At 57.9% G+C, this 14,732-nt stretch carries 15 protein-coding genes; 12 read left to right on the top strand and 3 right to left on the bottom strand.

Going from position 1 to position 14,732, the window contains the following annotated elements; translation table 11 throughout:
• Window positions 1-17 precede the first annotated feature (17 nt).
• The 7 genes from ACZ500_RS18780 (at window position 18) to ACZ500_RS18750 (ending at window position 7,883) form a co-directional block, all read left to right on the top strand.
• The gene (locus ACZ500_RS18780) at window positions 18-602 is read left to right on the top strand and encodes a TetR/AcrR family transcriptional regulator (RefSeq protein ID WP_464228978.1); all 585 of its coding nucleotides are present in this window, start codon (window positions 18-20) and stop codon (window positions 600-602) included.
• Between the two features lie 139 nt (window positions 603-741).
• Window positions 742-2,790, top strand: coding sequence for a (Fe-S)-binding protein (locus ACZ500_RS18775; protein WP_464228976.1), 2,049 nt, complete (start codon window positions 742-744; stop codon window positions 2,788-2,790).
• A gap of 12 nt (window positions 2,791-2,802) precedes the next feature.
• A complete protein-coding gene (locus ACZ500_RS18770; protein WP_464228975.1) occupies window positions 2,803-3,582 on the top strand; it encodes an electron transfer flavoprotein subunit beta/FixA family protein in 780 nt (259 codons plus the stop codon).
• Entirely contained in the window at window positions 3,583-4,551 is a 969-nt protein-coding gene (locus ACZ500_RS18765) for an electron transfer flavoprotein subunit alpha/FixB family protein (RefSeq protein ID WP_464228974.1), read from the top strand. It abuts the gene before it with no gap.
• Window positions 4,552-4,567: 16 nt separating this feature from the next.
• Window positions 4,568-5,716: an acyl-CoA dehydrogenase family protein gene (locus ACZ500_RS18760; RefSeq protein ID WP_464228973.1), complete on the top strand. Its 1,149-nt coding sequence runs from the start codon at window positions 4,568-4,570 to the stop codon at window positions 5,714-5,716.
• A gap of 148 nt (window positions 5,717-5,864) precedes the next feature.
• Window positions 5,865-6,611, top strand: coding sequence for an N-acyl homoserine lactonase family protein (locus tag ACZ500_RS18755; protein ID WP_464228972.1), 747 nt, complete (start codon window positions 5,865-5,867; stop codon window positions 6,609-6,611).
• 465 nt (window positions 6,612-7,076) lie between these two features.
• On the top strand, window positions 7,077-7,883 hold the full coding sequence (locus ACZ500_RS18750) for an inositol monophosphatase family protein (RefSeq protein ID WP_464228971.1): 807 nt from the start codon (window positions 7,077-7,079) through the stop codon (window positions 7,881-7,883).
• Window positions 7,884-7,931: 48 nt separating this feature from the next.
• Here ACZ500_RS18750 and ACZ500_RS18745 read toward each other — a convergent pair whose 3' ends face one another.
• Entirely contained in the window at window positions 7,932-8,069 is a 138-nt protein-coding gene (locus tag ACZ500_RS18745) for a hypothetical protein (RefSeq protein ID WP_464228969.1), read from the bottom strand.
• A 79-nt stretch (window positions 8,070-8,148) separates the two neighbouring features.
• On the bottom strand, window positions 8,149-8,394 hold the full coding sequence (locus ACZ500_RS18740; protein ID WP_464228968.1) for a hypothetical protein: 246 nt from the start codon (window positions 8,392-8,394) through the stop codon (window positions 8,149-8,151).
• 275 nt (window positions 8,395-8,669) lie between these two features.
• Between ACZ500_RS18740 and ACZ500_RS18735 the strand changes: the two genes are divergently transcribed.
• The 3 genes from ACZ500_RS18735 (at window position 8,670) to feoB (ending at window position 12,272) form a co-directional block, all read left to right on the top strand.
• Window positions 8,670-9,392, top strand: a complete 723-nt coding sequence (locus ACZ500_RS18735; protein ID WP_464228967.1) for a Rossmann-like domain-containing protein — start codon at window positions 8,670-8,672, stop codon at window positions 9,390-9,392.
• 241 nt (window positions 9,393-9,633) lie between these two features.
• Window positions 9,634-9,882 (top strand): FeoA family protein, encoded by a 249-nt coding sequence (locus tag ACZ500_RS18730; protein ID WP_464228966.1) that lies wholly within the window; start codon window positions 9,634-9,636, stop codon window positions 9,880-9,882.
• 14 nt (window positions 9,883-9,896) lie between these two features.
• Entirely contained in the window at window positions 9,897-12,272 is a 2,376-nt protein-coding gene (gene feoB / locus ACZ500_RS18725) for a ferrous iron transport protein B (RefSeq protein WP_464228965.1), read from the top strand.
• A gap of 297 nt (window positions 12,273-12,569) precedes the next feature.
• Here the strand turns inward: feoB and bioB are convergent, their stop codons facing one another.
• Entirely contained in the window at window positions 12,570-13,547 is a 978-nt protein-coding gene (gene bioB / locus ACZ500_RS18720; RefSeq protein ID WP_464228964.1) for a biotin synthase BioB, read from the bottom strand.
• 170 nt (window positions 13,548-13,717) lie between these two features.
• On the opposite strand from bioB, the gene greA reads away from it, so the two are divergent.
• Both greA and ACZ500_RS18710 read left to right on the top strand, forming a co-directional pair.
• On the top strand, window positions 13,718-14,185 hold the full coding sequence (gene greA, locus ACZ500_RS18715) for a transcription elongation factor GreA (RefSeq protein ID WP_464228962.1): 468 nt from the start codon (window positions 13,718-13,720) through the stop codon (window positions 14,183-14,185).
• Window positions 14,186-14,237: 52 nt separating this feature from the next.
• Complete coding sequence (locus tag ACZ500_RS18710) at window positions 14,238-14,726, top strand: FKBP-type peptidyl-prolyl cis-trans isomerase (RefSeq protein ID WP_464228960.1); 489 nt, start codon at window positions 14,238-14,240, stop codon at window positions 14,724-14,726.
• Window positions 14,727-14,732 lie beyond the last annotated feature (6 nt).

Genomic DNA, 14,732 nt, shown 5'->3' with positions numbered 1-14,732 from the left:
AATTAACAGGAGCACAAATGTCTCGCCCCAAAAACTATCAAAAAATTGAGGAGATGGATCGGGTTATCGCCCGCCTTTTCGCCCGCAACGGTTACCACTCCACCTCCATACGCGAGATCGCTCGCGAACTCGGGATGACCCAGTCTTCCCTCTACTATTACTACAAGAGCAAAGAAGAAATGCTTTTTCGCCTCATCAACGAGGCCGTAGACGAATCTCTCGCTACCGTCGAAGGGATCTCTTTCTCCGATCTCGCTCCTGAGGAAAAACTGAAGCAGGTTTTGGGGTTCTACACCCGGTATTATGCCGGAGACCAGGAGAGGGAAATCCTGCTGCTGAACGAAATCAATTCCCTCAGTCCGGAGCACCGTACCATCCTTACCGAGAAGCAGCGGCATTATGTTCGACTCTTTTACGGCATTTTGCGTGAACTGACCGAACAAAAAAAGATGAAACCGATCAATCATACGGTAGCGACATTCGCCTTTTTCGGCATGGTGCATTACACCGTCAAATGGTATCACACCGACGGGTCGATCGGATTGGGCGCTCTGGCCGATATGTTCGTCGAGATTTTTACAAGGGGAATTTTCGCCGATTGAATGTTTGAAGCAAAAACATCGGGGTGTGCCGCCCGGAAAGGCCGGACAACCGATGACACTACGTCGGCCGCCTGGATTTCCGGCCTCGCGACCTGGATTGTGTGTCAACCTTTTACCCGTATCCCTGTAGGAGTCTGTCATGCCGTCTATCCTTCACCCCGCTGCATCCCATTATCTTGGAATCCCGGGCCTCGTTTTCGGCTGGATCATCGTCGTTGTCGCCGTCGGCCTCTTCGGCTACACGATCTACAAACGCCTCATCCTCCTCAGAAGCGCCCAGGCCGATCCCCGTTTTTCGGAGATCGGGGAGCGCGTGAAGGGACTCCTGACCTTCGGGATCATCCAGAAGCGGCAGCCGCGTTACCTCTGGGCAGGGATCCTGCACATCGTAATCTTTTGGGGTTTTGTGGTTCTGGGGCTTCGATCCCTGGACCTGGTCGTCCAGGCGCTGGGGATCCCCTTTCTCGACCCCCTGATGAAGGGGCGCTTCGGCGCTTTCTATGGCTCTTTGAAGGATCTGTTCGAACTCCTGGTCCTGGCTGCGTGCATCTTTTCCATCCTGCGGCGCGCGATTGCGCGACCGGCCCGTTACGCCGGCAGTCATCAGTTCGAGGCCTATCTCGTCCTCGGGCTCATCTCTTTCCTGATGATCACGGACATGCTTTACGAAGGGAGTCTGCTGCGGATGGGAGCCGGGGCGCACGGCTGGCTGCCTGCGGCACGGATCGCCACCGTGTTTCTGCCCGAAGGAGACCCTTCGGCGCTCAAGGCGATCCTGCAGTCCAGTTACTGGCTGCATATCCTGGCGCTTTTTTGCTTCCTGAACCTGCTGCCTCTCTCGAAGCACTTTCACATCATCACGGCGCTTCCGAACGTTTTTTTCCGCAAACTCAAAAAGGGCGCCATCAAGCCCCTCCGCTGGGACGTTGAAGACATCGATGAGCTCGAAAGCTCCGGGGCCGGGAAGCTCGAGGATTTCACCTGGAAACACATCCTCGATTTCTATACCTGCACCGAGTGCGGCCGCTGCTCCGACAACTGTCCGGCCTACGCCGTCGGGAGGCCGCTCTCCCCCAAGATGATCACCATCAAACTGCGGGATTACGCCTACAGCCAATATCCGGTTTTCGGCCCGGGCAGGAAGACGGCGGGAGGAGAAGCCCGGAAGGAGGACGACGATGAGTCCGGCGCCATCATCGGGAACATCATCCAACCGGATGAGGTCTGGTCCTGCACGACATGCGGGGCGTGCGAGGAGGAATGCCCGGTCTTCATCGAATACATCGACAAGATGATCGACATGCGCCGCTATATGGTCGAGACCGGCCAGGCCCCCAAGACATTCAATCAGGTCCTGATGCAGGTCGAAAAGACGGGGAACCCCTTCGGAAAACCCGCCGCCAAGCGGGCCGATTGGACGCAGGAACTGACGGACGTCCCGGTGAAGATCCTGAAAGAGGGCGACGAGGTGGATGTCCTCTACTTCGTGGACAGCTACGGCTCCTATGACCCGCGCGTCCAGGAGATCACCCGGGCGATCGCCACCGGTCTTCACCGGGCGGGGGTATCCTTCGGGGTGCTCGGGCGCCGCGAGAAGGACTCGGGTCACCAGGTCCGCCGGATGGGTGAGGAAGGCCTCTTTCAGATGCTGATGGAAGAAAACGTCGAAACCCTTCGGGGCGTGACGTTCCGGACCATGATCACCACCGATCCCCATGCCTTCAACACCATCCTGAAGGACTACCCGGGGGCCCTCCCGGTGACCCACTACTCCGCGTACTTCGAATCGCTCGTCCGCACCGGGCGCCTGAAACCCGTAAACCCGGTCGAACCCCGCGTCTACACCTATCACGACCCCTGCTACCTGGGGCGCCACAACGGTTTATACGACCCCCCGCGGAACCTTCTGCGGGCCTTGCCGGGCATGCGCCTGGTGGAAATGGAGCGCTCCCGGGACCGCAGTTTCTGCTGCGGAGGAGGAGACATCATACTGTGGCACGAGATCGAACAGGAAGAGGTCCGAATGGCTGCCAAACGCATCGAGATGGCCCGGAGTGCAGGTGCGGACTGCTTGGTCACCGCCTGCCCCTTCTGCCTGATCCATTTCGAGGACGCCATCAAGACCGCAGGCCTTGAAAGCGAGATGAAAGTCATCGATCTCATGGAACTAACCCTATCAACCCTTTAGGAGGTCTGGCAGATGGATATCATTGTCTGCATCAAGAGGGTCCCCCTCACCCAGGAGGTGGATCTCGTCATCGATGCCGGAAAAAAGGACATACGCAAAGACGACCTGGCATATATCCTGAACGATTGGGACAGCTATGCCATCGAGGAAGCAGTGCAACTGAAGGAAAAATACGACGGCACGGTTACAGCTGTGACGGTCGGGGATGAAGAGGACGAAGAGATCCTCCGGCGCGCCCTGGCGATGGGCGCGGACCGTGCCGTTCGCATCGATCCGGGCAGCCGCCCGCTGGACGGTTTCGTCCTGTCGGGCATCCTGGCCGCCGTGGTGAAAACGATCCCCCATGATCTCGTGCTGACCGGCGTACAGGCCGACGATGACAATGCCGGCCTGGTGGGCGTGATGCTGGCCGAGAGGCTTGGCCTCTCCCATGCGGCCGTCGTGACCCGTATCGAGACGGAAAACGGGACAGCGCGGCTTCACCTCGAACTCGAAGGAGGCATGGACGCGGTCTGTCAGATCCGGTTCCCGGCCCTTCTCACCATCCAGACGGGCATCAACGAACCCCGCTATGTCTCGATCATGGGCATCCGCAAGGCCGGAAAAAAGGAGTTGAAGGTCATTGCGCTGAACGAACTGGGGCTTTCCGAGGCAGATCTTCTGCCACAGACCCAGGTCGAGGAGCTCTTTCTGCCGCCTGAAACAGAAGGGGCCGAGATCATCGAGGGCGATCCCGGAACCATCGCGGAGACGCTGCTGCGCATCATCAGGGAAAAGGGGGTGAATGTTTAAATGAGCGACATCTATGTGGTGGCGGAACATCGCCAAGGAGAATTGAGGGATATCACGTTCGAGATGCTCACCAAGGCGCGCGCCTTGTGCCAGGCGGGCGGACACAGCCTGACCGCGGTGCTGCTGGCCGACGAGCCTGGCGCACTGCTCCCGCCGCTGGCCGAACGCGCCGAGAAGGTCCTCTTTTTCCAGGATCCGCGCCTCGAGGTCTTCGACCCGGATCTTTATCGTGACGTCCTGGCCCATACCATCAGCCAAGGGAAGCCCCTGTTAACCCTCATGGGCCACACGCCGAGCGGCCTCGACTATGCACCGGCCCTCTCGATCCGGACCGGGTTACCACTTGCAACCGATTGCGTGGATATCCAACTCGAAGGGTCCAGGCCGAAGCTCAGCCGGCAGATCTACAGTGGGAAATTGTTCGCGAAGGTCGGATGCCGGGACGCCGAAAGCTATCTGATTACGGTGCGCCCGAGCGCCTTTCAACCAGAGGAGTCCACCCCGGTTCAGGCCGAGGTGGTCCAGCAGCCTCTTCCCGGCGGGGTGGGTGAGCCGCGGAGAACCTTCATCGAATTTGTCGACACCAGCGCCGGGGCCGTGGATATCGCCCAGGCACCCTTCCTGCTTTCGATCGGCCGGGGTGTCGGGGAGGAAGAGAACATCACCGTGATCCAGGAACTCGCTGAACGGCTGGGGGCGACCCTTTCCTGTTCACGCCCGGTCGTAGACAAAAACTGGCTGCCGAAGTACCACCAGGTGGGAACTTCGGGCAAGTCCGTGAAGCCCAAGGTCTATCTGGCCCTGGGAATCAGCGGTGCCTTTCAGCATGTCGCCGGGATAGCCGGGGCAGGGACAGTCATTGCCGTCAACAAGGACAAGAAGGCGCCCATTTTCCGGGTGGCCGATTACGGGGTCGTGGAAGATCTCTTCAAGATTGCTGAGGCCCTGAAAGAAAAAATCAACGGTTGAAGAGGGGACATCGAGCATGGATTTTCAGCTGAATAAAGAACAAAAAGATATCCAGAAGGCGGCGCGGGAGTTCGCGGAAGGCGAATTCAGAGACATCGCCCGGGACTGTGACCTCAACGAAAGCGTACCCCGATCGCTGCTCAAGAAAGGGGCCGACCTCGGTTTTGTCGGCGTTTTCATCCCCGAAGAATACGGCGGCGCAGGGCTCGGGTTTTTCGAACATGCTATCATCCTCGAGGAGTTCTGGCGCGTGGATCCCGGTATCGGGCAGATGTTCTGCAGCCTCACCTTCGGTTCCGAAGAGCTGATTCTTTTCGGCACAGAGGAGCAGAAAAAGACCTATCTGCCCCAGCTGGTCCAAAACGAGGCCATCATGGGATTCGCCATCACGGAACCGGGGGCGGGCAGCGACGCGGCCTCGGGAACCACCCAGGCCGTACTGGATGGTGACGAATGGGTCATCAACGGCAACAAAGTCATGATCGGCGGCGGAACAGTGGGGGATTTCCTGGTGGTTTTCTGCCTGACGGACCCGGAGTCCCCCTCCAAATCCAAACGGCACAGCATCATCCTTGTCGAAACCAACCGCAAGGGTTATGACGCCCAGAAGATCACCGGCAAGATGGGCCTGAGGGCCTCCGATACCGCGAACATCTTCTTTTCGGATGTGCGCGTCCCGAAAACGAACCTGATCGGCACCCAGGGCGCCGGGTTCTTTCAGCTCATGAATTTTTTCGATCGCTCGCGCAGCTACGTTTCCGCCCACGGGGTAGGCCTTTCGCAGGGCGCCCTCGACATGGCCATCAAGCACGTCAAGACCCGTGAGCAGTTCGGCCAGAAGCTGGCGGCCTTCCAGGTGACCCAGTTCAAGATCGCAGAGATGGCCACCAAGGTGGAGCTTGCCCGCTCCCTGGCGCATCGTGCGGCGTCCCTCCTCGACAGCGGGGTCGTGGATACGAAACTGATCGCCATGGCCAAGTGGAATGCCGGGCGGACCGCGGTGGAGGTCGTGGATGAAGCGCTGCAGCTCCACGGCGGCTACGGCTATATGGATGACCACGATATCGAGCGCTTTTACCGCGCGGCCAAGGTGCTCGAAATCTACGAAGGAACCAAAGAGGTGGAGAAGATCATCATCGGTCGCCGCTTGTTGGGCCGATTTTAGAATCCACCTCCGTTAACGATTCCGCCGCCAGGCCCTTGCCTCTACCGGGGGGGACGGCGGCGGAATCTCCCGGTTTCTTCACCACATACCGATTTCCCGTGCTGCATCGGCACCGCGAACCCGAACTCTTTCGGGGAAAGGAAGAGGCATGACGCAATTCAGGATTCACCCGATCGTCATGGGGACCAAAATCTTTGACAAGAGCATGATGACCTACCAGTACGGCGCCGGCGAACGGTACACCATCCCCATCTACTGCTGGTATCTGGAGGGAGGGGAGCAAAAGATCCTCGTGGACACCGGCGAGATGAACCCTATTCAATCAGAGGACCGTGAGGCGGCGATCGGCGGAAAGATCTACACCTTCGAGGAGGGGCTGGACCGCTGGGGTCTCAAGCCTGAAGAGATCGATATCGTGATCCACACCCATCTTCACAACGATCACTGTGAAAATGACTACAAGTGTGTCAACGCGCGCTTCTTCATCCATTCGAAGGAGTTGGAGACCATCCATGCCCCCCACCCGCTCGACTTTCGTTATCTCGAGGATTATATCGACGAGATCGAAGCGAACGATCAGATCGAACGTATCTCCGCGGACCGCGAAATCGTCCCGGGTATCGAGGTGATCCATACACCGGCGCACACGGCCGGCGGTCTGACCGTGATGGTCTCGACCTCTGCGGGGCAGGCCGCGATCACGGGTTTTTGCGTCATCATGGAAAATTTCGAACCCCCGAAGGAAATCCGCGCCATGGAAATGGACGTCATTCCTCCCGGGACACATGTCAATGTCTACGAGGCATATGACTGGATGGTTCGTGTGAAGGACAGGGCCGATATCCTGATCCCGCTCCACGAACCTTGCTTCGCGGGCGTGGATACCATCCCGTAAATCGCCCCCTCGGCCGCCCGGCCAACAGTTTCGCGACGGGTCGCAAGGTCGACGTCTTGGCTGCTTCCCGCAAAAGGCCTCGCCTCCACCATCCCAAGGGCAGGAGGCCAGAAGATCTTGCCGGTTCAAGAAGAGGGAGGGCGGCATCGGTTATTTTGCTTGCCTTGCCTCTCCAATTTGCTAAAGTTCAACATAGTATTATGCCCACTTCAAGAGCGCTCTTCAGGTGATACCTTAACGGAAGGCGAGCATTTTCAGCCGTGGGTGTCCGCTCACCCGAGTTTCAGGTTTCGGAACGTATCCCGATTCGATCAGGCACCGGAAGGTCTGCAGATAACCGGCAGGAAGCATGCAGGTCTCCTTATCGGCAACCTCCTCGACCGATCAGCCGGGCAGGGCATTACCATCCCTATCCGAACGAACATCGGGTACACCCCTCTTCATGCAGTCAGGAAAGGAATCCATATGACCGTGAAACCTCAGGGACCTTCGATCGACGAACTGGCCGACTTCGCCATGGACCTCGCCCGCAGGGCAGGCAGCGAAGCCTTACCCTTTTACGGAGAAGGCGCCCCGCAGATCAAGTTCGACGAGGGCCTTGTCACCAAGGCCGAACTGCATCTCGAAAACTTTCTGCGCTCCGGTATCAGCAAGCAGTTTCCGCAGCATCGCGTCTTCAAGGGGGCTGAACCGGAAGAGGCTTATACCCACGATGAAAAACGCTATGTCTGGATCTATGACGCACTCGACGGGATCTCCAATTTCCAGGCCGGCATTCCGATCTGGGCCGTCTCCATAGCGCTCTTGGAAAATTTCTGGCCCGTCCTCGGCGTCTGCTTCTTTCCGGCGACCGGGGACCTGTTTCACGCCGTCGCCGGGCAGGATGCCTACCTGGGAGATCGGGTCATACCGAGGACGAAACCCTCCGAAGTCAACGACGAAAGCGTCCTGTTCACCTACTCACGCTTCCACCAGCACTATATATCGAGCTTTCCCGGCAAGATCCGTAACCTCGGCTGCACGGTCGCCCACATGTGTTATGTCGCCACCGGACGGGCGGATGCTGCGCTCACCGCGCACGAGACCTACGCCAATCTGGCTGCTGCACGTGTCATCGTCGAAGCGGCCGGGAAGAAGATCTTCCGCATGGACGGCAGTCCCTTCCTCTTTGACGGAAGCCCCGAACAGGAGCTGATCGGCTCCCACCTTCTGGTAGCAGATCCGGAGATCGCCGCAGAGATCCTCCAGCACCTGCAAAACAAAGCGACCTAGTTTCCATCCGGAAATGGTCTTTTTGTTAATATCAAGGAAATCAAACGTTTACGCGGAGGCGACCTGCAGGTCGCCGCACAAGCAAACGTGCAGATTGACGCCGAGATTGGCCAAAAAGACCATTTCCGGATGGAAACTGGGTTGTACCGGGAAATCATTTCCGGATGGAAGCGACCTAGTGTCCATCCGGAAAAGAGCATCCAGCGCGGCAAAGTTTCCAATCCGGAAATGAGGATTTTTGGCCAATATCAAGGAAATCAAACGTTTACGCGGAGGCGACCTGCAGGTCGCCGCACAAGCAAACGTGCAGATTGACGCCGAGATTGGCCAAAAAGACCATTTCCGGATGGAAACGACCTAAGGTGGTGTGGGGGTTTAACGGACGCTCATGCTCCTGGATGCATACTCCCACGCCTACCAGGAACGGGGTATCCGCCTGATTCGCGAGCGGACGGCCCTTCTGGATCAGGAACTCCCCGATTCCGATCCGAACAAGTGGCAAATCTATCAAAAGGGTTCCCTCGCCACCATAACCGGACCCTTCCCTTCAAGCGGCCCTATATGGGATCCTTACCCAAACCTTCCTTCCCGAACCTTGGCCGGCCCTGCATTCGATCTGTGTTCGAGACACCGAATCGGCGGATTTCATATCGCGGTCTGAATCTCGGCAGCGCCTGAAAAGTGACCCGGAAAGGCCGGTGTGCAGCCGGTATAACCCTTGACAAGGTCTAACGGGGTGGCTACAGTCTCCATCAAACGAATTCGGACAGAGGTCATTGTAGAATCATGAAAATTCTGGAAGATTTACTGGGCTCCCTTGATTGGGATGCGCCGGTGAGGGATATCCGGCAAGGGGTTTTCCATACCGGTGTGCTGACCCGGTCATGCGGACTGGCTGCAACCCTTCCGAAAGACGCCCTGAGGCAGAAGCCGCCTTTGGTCCAGCATCCAGGCGAATTGCTGCTTCGTTCGGCCAGGGAGCTGGCGCATCTGGTCTATTCGGAAAGCATCCTCGAGGCCGCGATCGGGATGGCAACCATCAATTCCCTGCTGGAAATTGACGAGACGGAATGCATCGAACAGAACGCGGCCGAACTGATCCTCCAGAAGGGGGAAAACCGTCGGGTGGCGATCATCGGGCACTTTCCTTTCATACCGCGCCTGCGTGAAAGGGTACGGGACCTCTGGGTCATCGAAAAAAATCCACAGGAAGGCGACCTCCAGGAAATGGCCGCCGAACAGGTTTTGCCGATGGCCGACGTGGTGGCGATCACGGGAACCGCTCTCACCAACCATACCCTGGAAAGCCTGCTGCAGCTGAGCACAAAAGCCTATACGCTTTTGTTGGGCGACACCGTGCCGATGTCTCCGGTCCTGTTCGAATACGGCGTCGACGCCCTGTGCGGCAGCAAGGTCATGGACCCAGCCCTCGCGCTGAACTGCCTCAGCCAGGGAGCCAATTTCAGGCAGATCAAGGGGTTGAAACGATTGACCAAACTCAGGTCCTGACAGCGGTCCCACGCCGCCCTTCTCATGGCTCGATGAGCCGGCGCTCATGAAAGGGGTTTGCATGACGCTTTCCATGGGTCGGTGCGCATCCGGCACGGGTTCGAAACCGTGAGCGAAACCCTTTACCCGATCGATGCGAACGAGTCTTCCACGAAGACAACCATCCATCAGGGCAGGCGCTTCGCCCGGGTGGGATTTCTCGCTCAGCAACCACACATGTTTTCAAGGTAGCGACGCACCCATGAAAAAGATTGTCCGCATGCGTGAAATGGCCAACAACCAGAAAGGGCTCATCAAGAAGGTCACCGCCACGGGTGAAATGGGCAGACGGATACGCGAAATGGGCCTGGTGCCCGGCAACGAGATCCAGATCCAGGGACGTGCCCCCCTCAGGGATCCTGTGGCCGTGAGAATCAAGGATTATGTCCTTACTCTGCGGAACAACGAATCGGACCGCATCCTGGTGGAGGTTGAGGTCCCTGACCTTTGACTCAGGAATCTAGAATGCAGAAGAAGATCACCATCGCCCTTTCTGGGAACCCCAATGCCGGCAAAACCACGGTCTTCAATGCCCTTACCGGAGCCCGGCAGCACATTGCCAACTATCCGGGGGTCACCGTTGAAAAAAAATACGGAATCGTCAGGCACGGCGAATATGAAATCGAGGTGGTCGACCTGCCGGGAACCTATTCCCTGACGGCCTATTCCCTCGAAGAGATCGTCGCACGCGATTTTCTGATCAATGAGCGGCCTGACCTGGTAGTCGACATCGTCGATGCCTCCAACCTCGACCGCAACCTTTACCTCACCGTGCAGTTCAGAGAGTTGGGTATCCCGCTCATCGTCGCTCTGAATATGGTCGATGTGGCCGAATCGAGAGGGATCCGGGTCGACCATGCCGCCCTTTCGAAACTCCTGGAAGTCCCTGTCGTACCCATGGTGGCGCGTTCCAATCGGGGAATCCGGGCCCTCCTCGACCAGATCGTGTCTTCGGCCGAGGCGAATCGCGACTGGAAACCGGCGGCCATTTTATACGGGCTGGATATCGACCAGAGCATCGCGCAGATCACGGGGTTGATCGAAAAATCCGGGATCTACGACAAAAAATACCCTGCCCGGTGGAGGGCCTTGAAATGCCTTGAAGGGGACAGCCAGATCATCGGCCTGCTGCAGAGGGACCCCGCGATCGGGGCGGATATCCTGGAGATCTGCAAGAACACGCACAAACACATGATGGCCACACTCGAGGATGAACCGGAAGGGGTAATCGCCGACCACCGCTACGGTTACATCAACGGGATAACGAAACAGGTGCTGAAGCGCAGGATAGATGTGCGCCTGAACCTTTCCGATCAGGTCGACAAGGTGCTCACGAACCGGGCGCTCGGTCCGCTCTTCATGATCGCCATCCTGTACGGTATCTATTCGTTCACCTTCTGGGCCAGCGAAGTGCCCCTAGTCGTCCTGGAATCGTTCTTCGATTGGATCAAGACCACCCTCTCGAACGCCTTGCCGTCCGGCAATCTCCAGTCCCTGATCGTCTCCGGCATCATCGACGGCGTTGGAGGCGTACTCGGCTTTGTCCCACTCATTATGTTCATGTTCTTCGCCATTGCCATCATGGAAGACAGCGGTTACATGGCCCGAGTCGCGTACATGCTCGACCGGGTCTTGAGGTGGTTCGGCCTTCACGGCAATTCCGTCATGGCCTTGATCATCAGCGGCGGCATTTCCGGAGGTTGCGCCGTTCCAGGTGTCTTCGCCACCCGTACATTGAGGGACCCGAAAGAGCGGATCGCGACCCTGCTGGTAGTGCCCTTCATGAACTGCGGCGCCAAGCTGCCCGTATACGCTATCCTCATCGCGGCCTTCTTCGCGAGGCGGCAGGCCCAGATGCTTTTTCTCCTGACCCTGCTCTCCTGGGCCTTCGCACTCTTTGCGGCCAAATTCCTTCGGATGACTGTCCTCAGAGGCCCCAAAACGCCTTTTGTGATGGAACTGCCCCCTTACCGCATCCCAACGGTCAAGGGCCTGTTGATCCATACCTGGGAAAGGACCTGGCAGTATATCAAAAAGGCGGGGACCGTGATCCTGGGATTTTCGATCCTCATCTGGGCCATGATGACCTTCCCGGGGCTCAGTGAACAGCAGGTCGACACCTTCGAAATGCAACGGGATCGGCTGATCCAGGAAACCCTGGCTTCTCCTGCTTTGAAAACGCTCATCCCGAACGGGGAAGTCCTGATGGAACTCGATTCGCTGTACACCTCCTACCGCACCGCAATCGAAGCCAGTGACCGCGCTACCCTGGACGGCATTGCGCGAAGTCCTTACCACGCCCTTCTCGCGGCGGCCGCCCATCTGGAGGAGAGCATCGCACCCACCCTTCGGCTGACTGTCGAAACCCAACAGGCTGCGGCGGCGCTTCTCGATTTTCGCCGACGGATGCAGTCCTCTCATTTCGAAGAGCAGCAGGCCCACCTCAAACATACCATCGCCGGATGGCTTGGGGTGAAACTCGAGACCATCACCCGTCCTCTCGGGTTCGACTATCGACTCAACATTGCACTCCTTGCCGGATTCGCCGCAAAGGAGATGGTTGTGTCGACGCTTGGAACCGCTTATTCCCTGGGCGATGTGGACACCGAAGAGGCCAAATCCCTGACCGAGCGTTTGCAGCAGGACCCCCGCTGGAATCCGGTCTCGGCCTTTACTGTCCTGGTGTTCACCATGCTCTACGTGCCATGCTTCGTCACCGTGATCAGCATTCAGCGGGAAAGCAGCTGGCGCTGGGCCGCATTTTCGATCGGATTCAACCTGCTGGTGGCCTATAGCATGTCCTTGTTGATTTATCAGATCGGGTCGGCCCTGGCGGTTTGAACGGGTGCCGGTTCTTGAAACGCATTTTCCGAACGGCACTCCGGACCGTGGGGCATCGGCCGAAGGCGGCAAAAGAGGCATGGCCCGGCGGGCTAACCCCGGGTCCACCTGCATAAACCCACTCGATGCCGTGATCGACCGTGAAGCCCCATGGCTGGCAGATGTGGGTGAAGCTATGCGCCCCGGAGCCTCTTCCGAGGAAGATGGGCGGGAAGTGGCACCTTTCCAGCAAAAAACCCTGATAGGCCCGAAAATGAGGCGGGTTAAAGACGGTTCCTGTGCTGGACCCGATGGTTCCTAGGTGCGGATACTGAACTCGAGTTGTTCCAGGAGCCTGAGATCCTGGTCGAGCGTCCGCCCCTTGGTCGTCAGGTAATTTCCTGTCATGATCCCGCTTGCCCCGGCGTGAAAGATCAGGGGGTGGAGTTCTCGCAGATTCGCCTCCCGGCCCCCGCAGATCATGATCTCCTTGTCCGGCAGGACATACCGGAAAATGGCGATGATCTTCAGGCAGCGCAGGGGCGTCAGGTTGCGTGCGTCTTGGAGGCGGGTGCCGGGGATCGGTGTCAGAAAATTGAGGGGAACGGCGTCCACATCCAGGGCCTTCAACGTGAGCGCCAGTTCCAGCACCTGCTGGTCTGTTTCCCCTATCCCGAAAAGCCCGCCGGCGCACACCGAGAGCCCGGCGTCCTTGGCGGCCTGAATGGTTGCAAACCGTTCCCGAAAGGAATGGGTCGTACAGATATGATCGTAAAAGCTTTCGCTCGACTCGAGGTTGTGATGATAGCGGCTGACACCGGCCTGCTTGAGTCTGCTGCAATCTTCGCGGTCCAGCGTACCGAGGGAGGCGCAAAACAGCAGGCGATTCTCACCAAGCTCACTTAACGCCTCGCACAAAGAGATCAACTCGGCCTTGGATAGACGCTTTCCGCTCGTAACGAGCGAAAAGCGATGGACCGGAGTTTGAGACACCTGTCGGACCGAAGACTGAATACGCTCCTTGCCCACAAAAGGATAAACCGGCGCCTCGGTGCGAGCGAAGGCCGATTGTGCGCAAAAAGCGCAGTCTTCCGAACATTTCCCCGACTTGGCGTTCAAGATCGTACACAGATGCACCGAACGTCCTGAATGCCTCTCCCGGAGCATATCCGCCCCGGGCAAAACGTTCATTACGTTTTCGTCCGGCAAGTCCGCCAAAGCCTGGTAGGCTTCGGCACCCGGGTTCTCACCCGCCAGAATCCGTTGTACCAAATCGATTGACTGTCGCGTTTGCATGCATTCTTATACTGATCTTGCGGCCGGCGGTCAAACGCTTTTTGGGGTGAAGATCCCGATTTCGATGGAAAACCGGTTCTGAAGGTGTTAGAAAGAAGAGTCTTGGGAAAATATTCGCCCAAACGGGCTTTTGCCTGTAATCTTTTGAAAATGTGAGGAAGTATCGTTTCATGGAGAAAGTTCCCTTTACCAAAGAAGGCCTGGCCAGACTGAAGCAGGAATTGACGCATCTCGTCAATGTAGAGCGTCCTCAGAATATTCGTGCCATAGCAGAAGCTCGGAGTCACGGAGATTTGAGCGAAAATGCGGAATACCATGCCGCAAAAGAGAAGCAGTCCTTTCTGGAGGGGAAAATCAACGAACTGACCGACGTCATCAGCAAGGCGGAGGTGGTTTCTGCTGACAGCCAATCCGGTGACCGGGTCGTCTTCTGCACAACCGTTTTGCTGTACAACCTGCAGACAGATGAAGAAACCCGCTACCAGTTGGTTGGCCCCTACGAGTCAGACCCCGAAAACGGCAGGATTTCCGTGACATCTCCGCTCGGCCAGGCGCTGATCGGGAAGCGGATCGGCGACGAAATCCGCGTTCAGGTCCCTAGAGGTGTTCAAGAATACGAGATCTTGGAGATCTCCTGACAGCCTATTTTTGTCAGTCGCTGCAACACACCGGCAAGGCGAGGCAAGCCGTATGGAAAGAATCGAGCCGGAATCCGCACTGACCATTCGATACGCGATGGTCACCCATCTCCCTGACGGCACCGATAAGCCAAGAACGGAGGAAACGGTGTCCTTCATTTACAAGGTCGAACGGCAGGTGCCGACCCTCGAATCCGCCTTGAACGGCCGCAGCGTCGGTGAGCGATTCACGGTGCATGTGCCGGCCGACGAGCTTTACGGCGAGCGCGATCCCGACCTGATCCGCGAAATTCCCAACGAGGGGCTTATCAGACAGCGCCTCCGTAAGGGTCAATACTACCGCCAGATCAAGCGGTCCTGCCTCGTATCCTTCAAGGTGCTCGAACTGCGGTCGGATGCCGTTCTGGCGGATTTCAACAAACCGATGGCCGGGATCACGGTCACGCTGGAGGTTGAAATCGTCGCCATCCGTCGAGCAGGCAAGGACGAGATTGCGGCCGCCCTGGAAGCCGAGCACAAAAAATCGATCGGATGCGGGTAGGGGCAA

It is taken from the genome of Desulfatiglans parachlorophenolica (assembly GCF_055394735.1).
The sequence above is the reverse complement of the archived record's forward strand: the minus strand, read 5'-3'. Positions and strand labels throughout refer to the sequence as shown.

Excerpts from the sequence above, each read along its gene's own strand:
- ACZ500_RS18780 (WP_464228978.1), top strand. The coding sequence starts at position 18 with ATGTCTCGCCCCAAAAACTATCAAAAAATTGAGGAGATGGATCGGGTT.
- ACZ500_RS18775 (WP_464228976.1), top strand. The coding sequence starts at position 742 with ATGCCGTCTATCCTTCACCCCGCTGCATCCCATTATCTTGGAATCCCG.
- ACZ500_RS18770 (WP_464228975.1), top strand. The coding sequence starts at position 2,803 with ATGGATATCATTGTCTGCATCAAGAGGGTCCCCCTCACCCAGGAGGTG.
- ACZ500_RS18765 (WP_464228974.1), top strand. The coding sequence starts at position 3,583 with ATGAGCGACATCTATGTGGTGGCGGAACATCGCCAAGGAGAATTGAGG.
- ACZ500_RS18760 (WP_464228973.1), top strand. The coding sequence starts at position 4,568 with ATGGATTTTCAGCTGAATAAAGAACAAAAAGATATCCAGAAGGCGGCG.
- ACZ500_RS18755 (WP_464228972.1), top strand. The coding sequence starts at position 5,865 with ATGACGCAATTCAGGATTCACCCGATCGTCATGGGGACCAAAATCTTT.
- ACZ500_RS18750 (WP_464228971.1), top strand. The coding sequence starts at position 7,077 with ATGACCGTGAAACCTCAGGGACCTTCGATCGACGAACTGGCCGACTTC.
- ACZ500_RS18745 (WP_464228969.1), bottom strand. The coding sequence starts at position 8,069 with ATGGACACTAGGTCGCTTCCATCCGGAAATGATTTCCCGGTACAACCC.
- ACZ500_RS18735 (WP_464228967.1), top strand. The coding sequence starts at position 8,670 with ATGAAAATTCTGGAAGATTTACTGGGCTCCCTTGATTGGGATGCGCCG.
- ACZ500_RS18730 (WP_464228966.1), top strand. The coding sequence starts at position 9,634 with ATGAAAAAGATTGTCCGCATGCGTGAAATGGCCAACAACCAGAAAGGG.
- feoB (WP_464228965.1), top strand. The coding sequence starts at position 9,897 with ATGCAGAAGAAGATCACCATCGCCCTTTCTGGGAACCCCAATGCCGGC.
- bioB (WP_464228964.1), bottom strand. The coding sequence starts at position 13,547 with ATGCAAACGCGACAGTCAATCGATTTGGTACAACGGATTCTGGCGGGT.
- greA (WP_464228962.1), top strand. The coding sequence starts at position 13,718 with ATGGAGAAAGTTCCCTTTACCAAAGAAGGCCTGGCCAGACTGAAGCAG.
- ACZ500_RS18710 (WP_464228960.1), top strand. The coding sequence starts at position 14,238 with ATGGAAAGAATCGAGCCGGAATCCGCACTGACCATTCGATACGCGATG.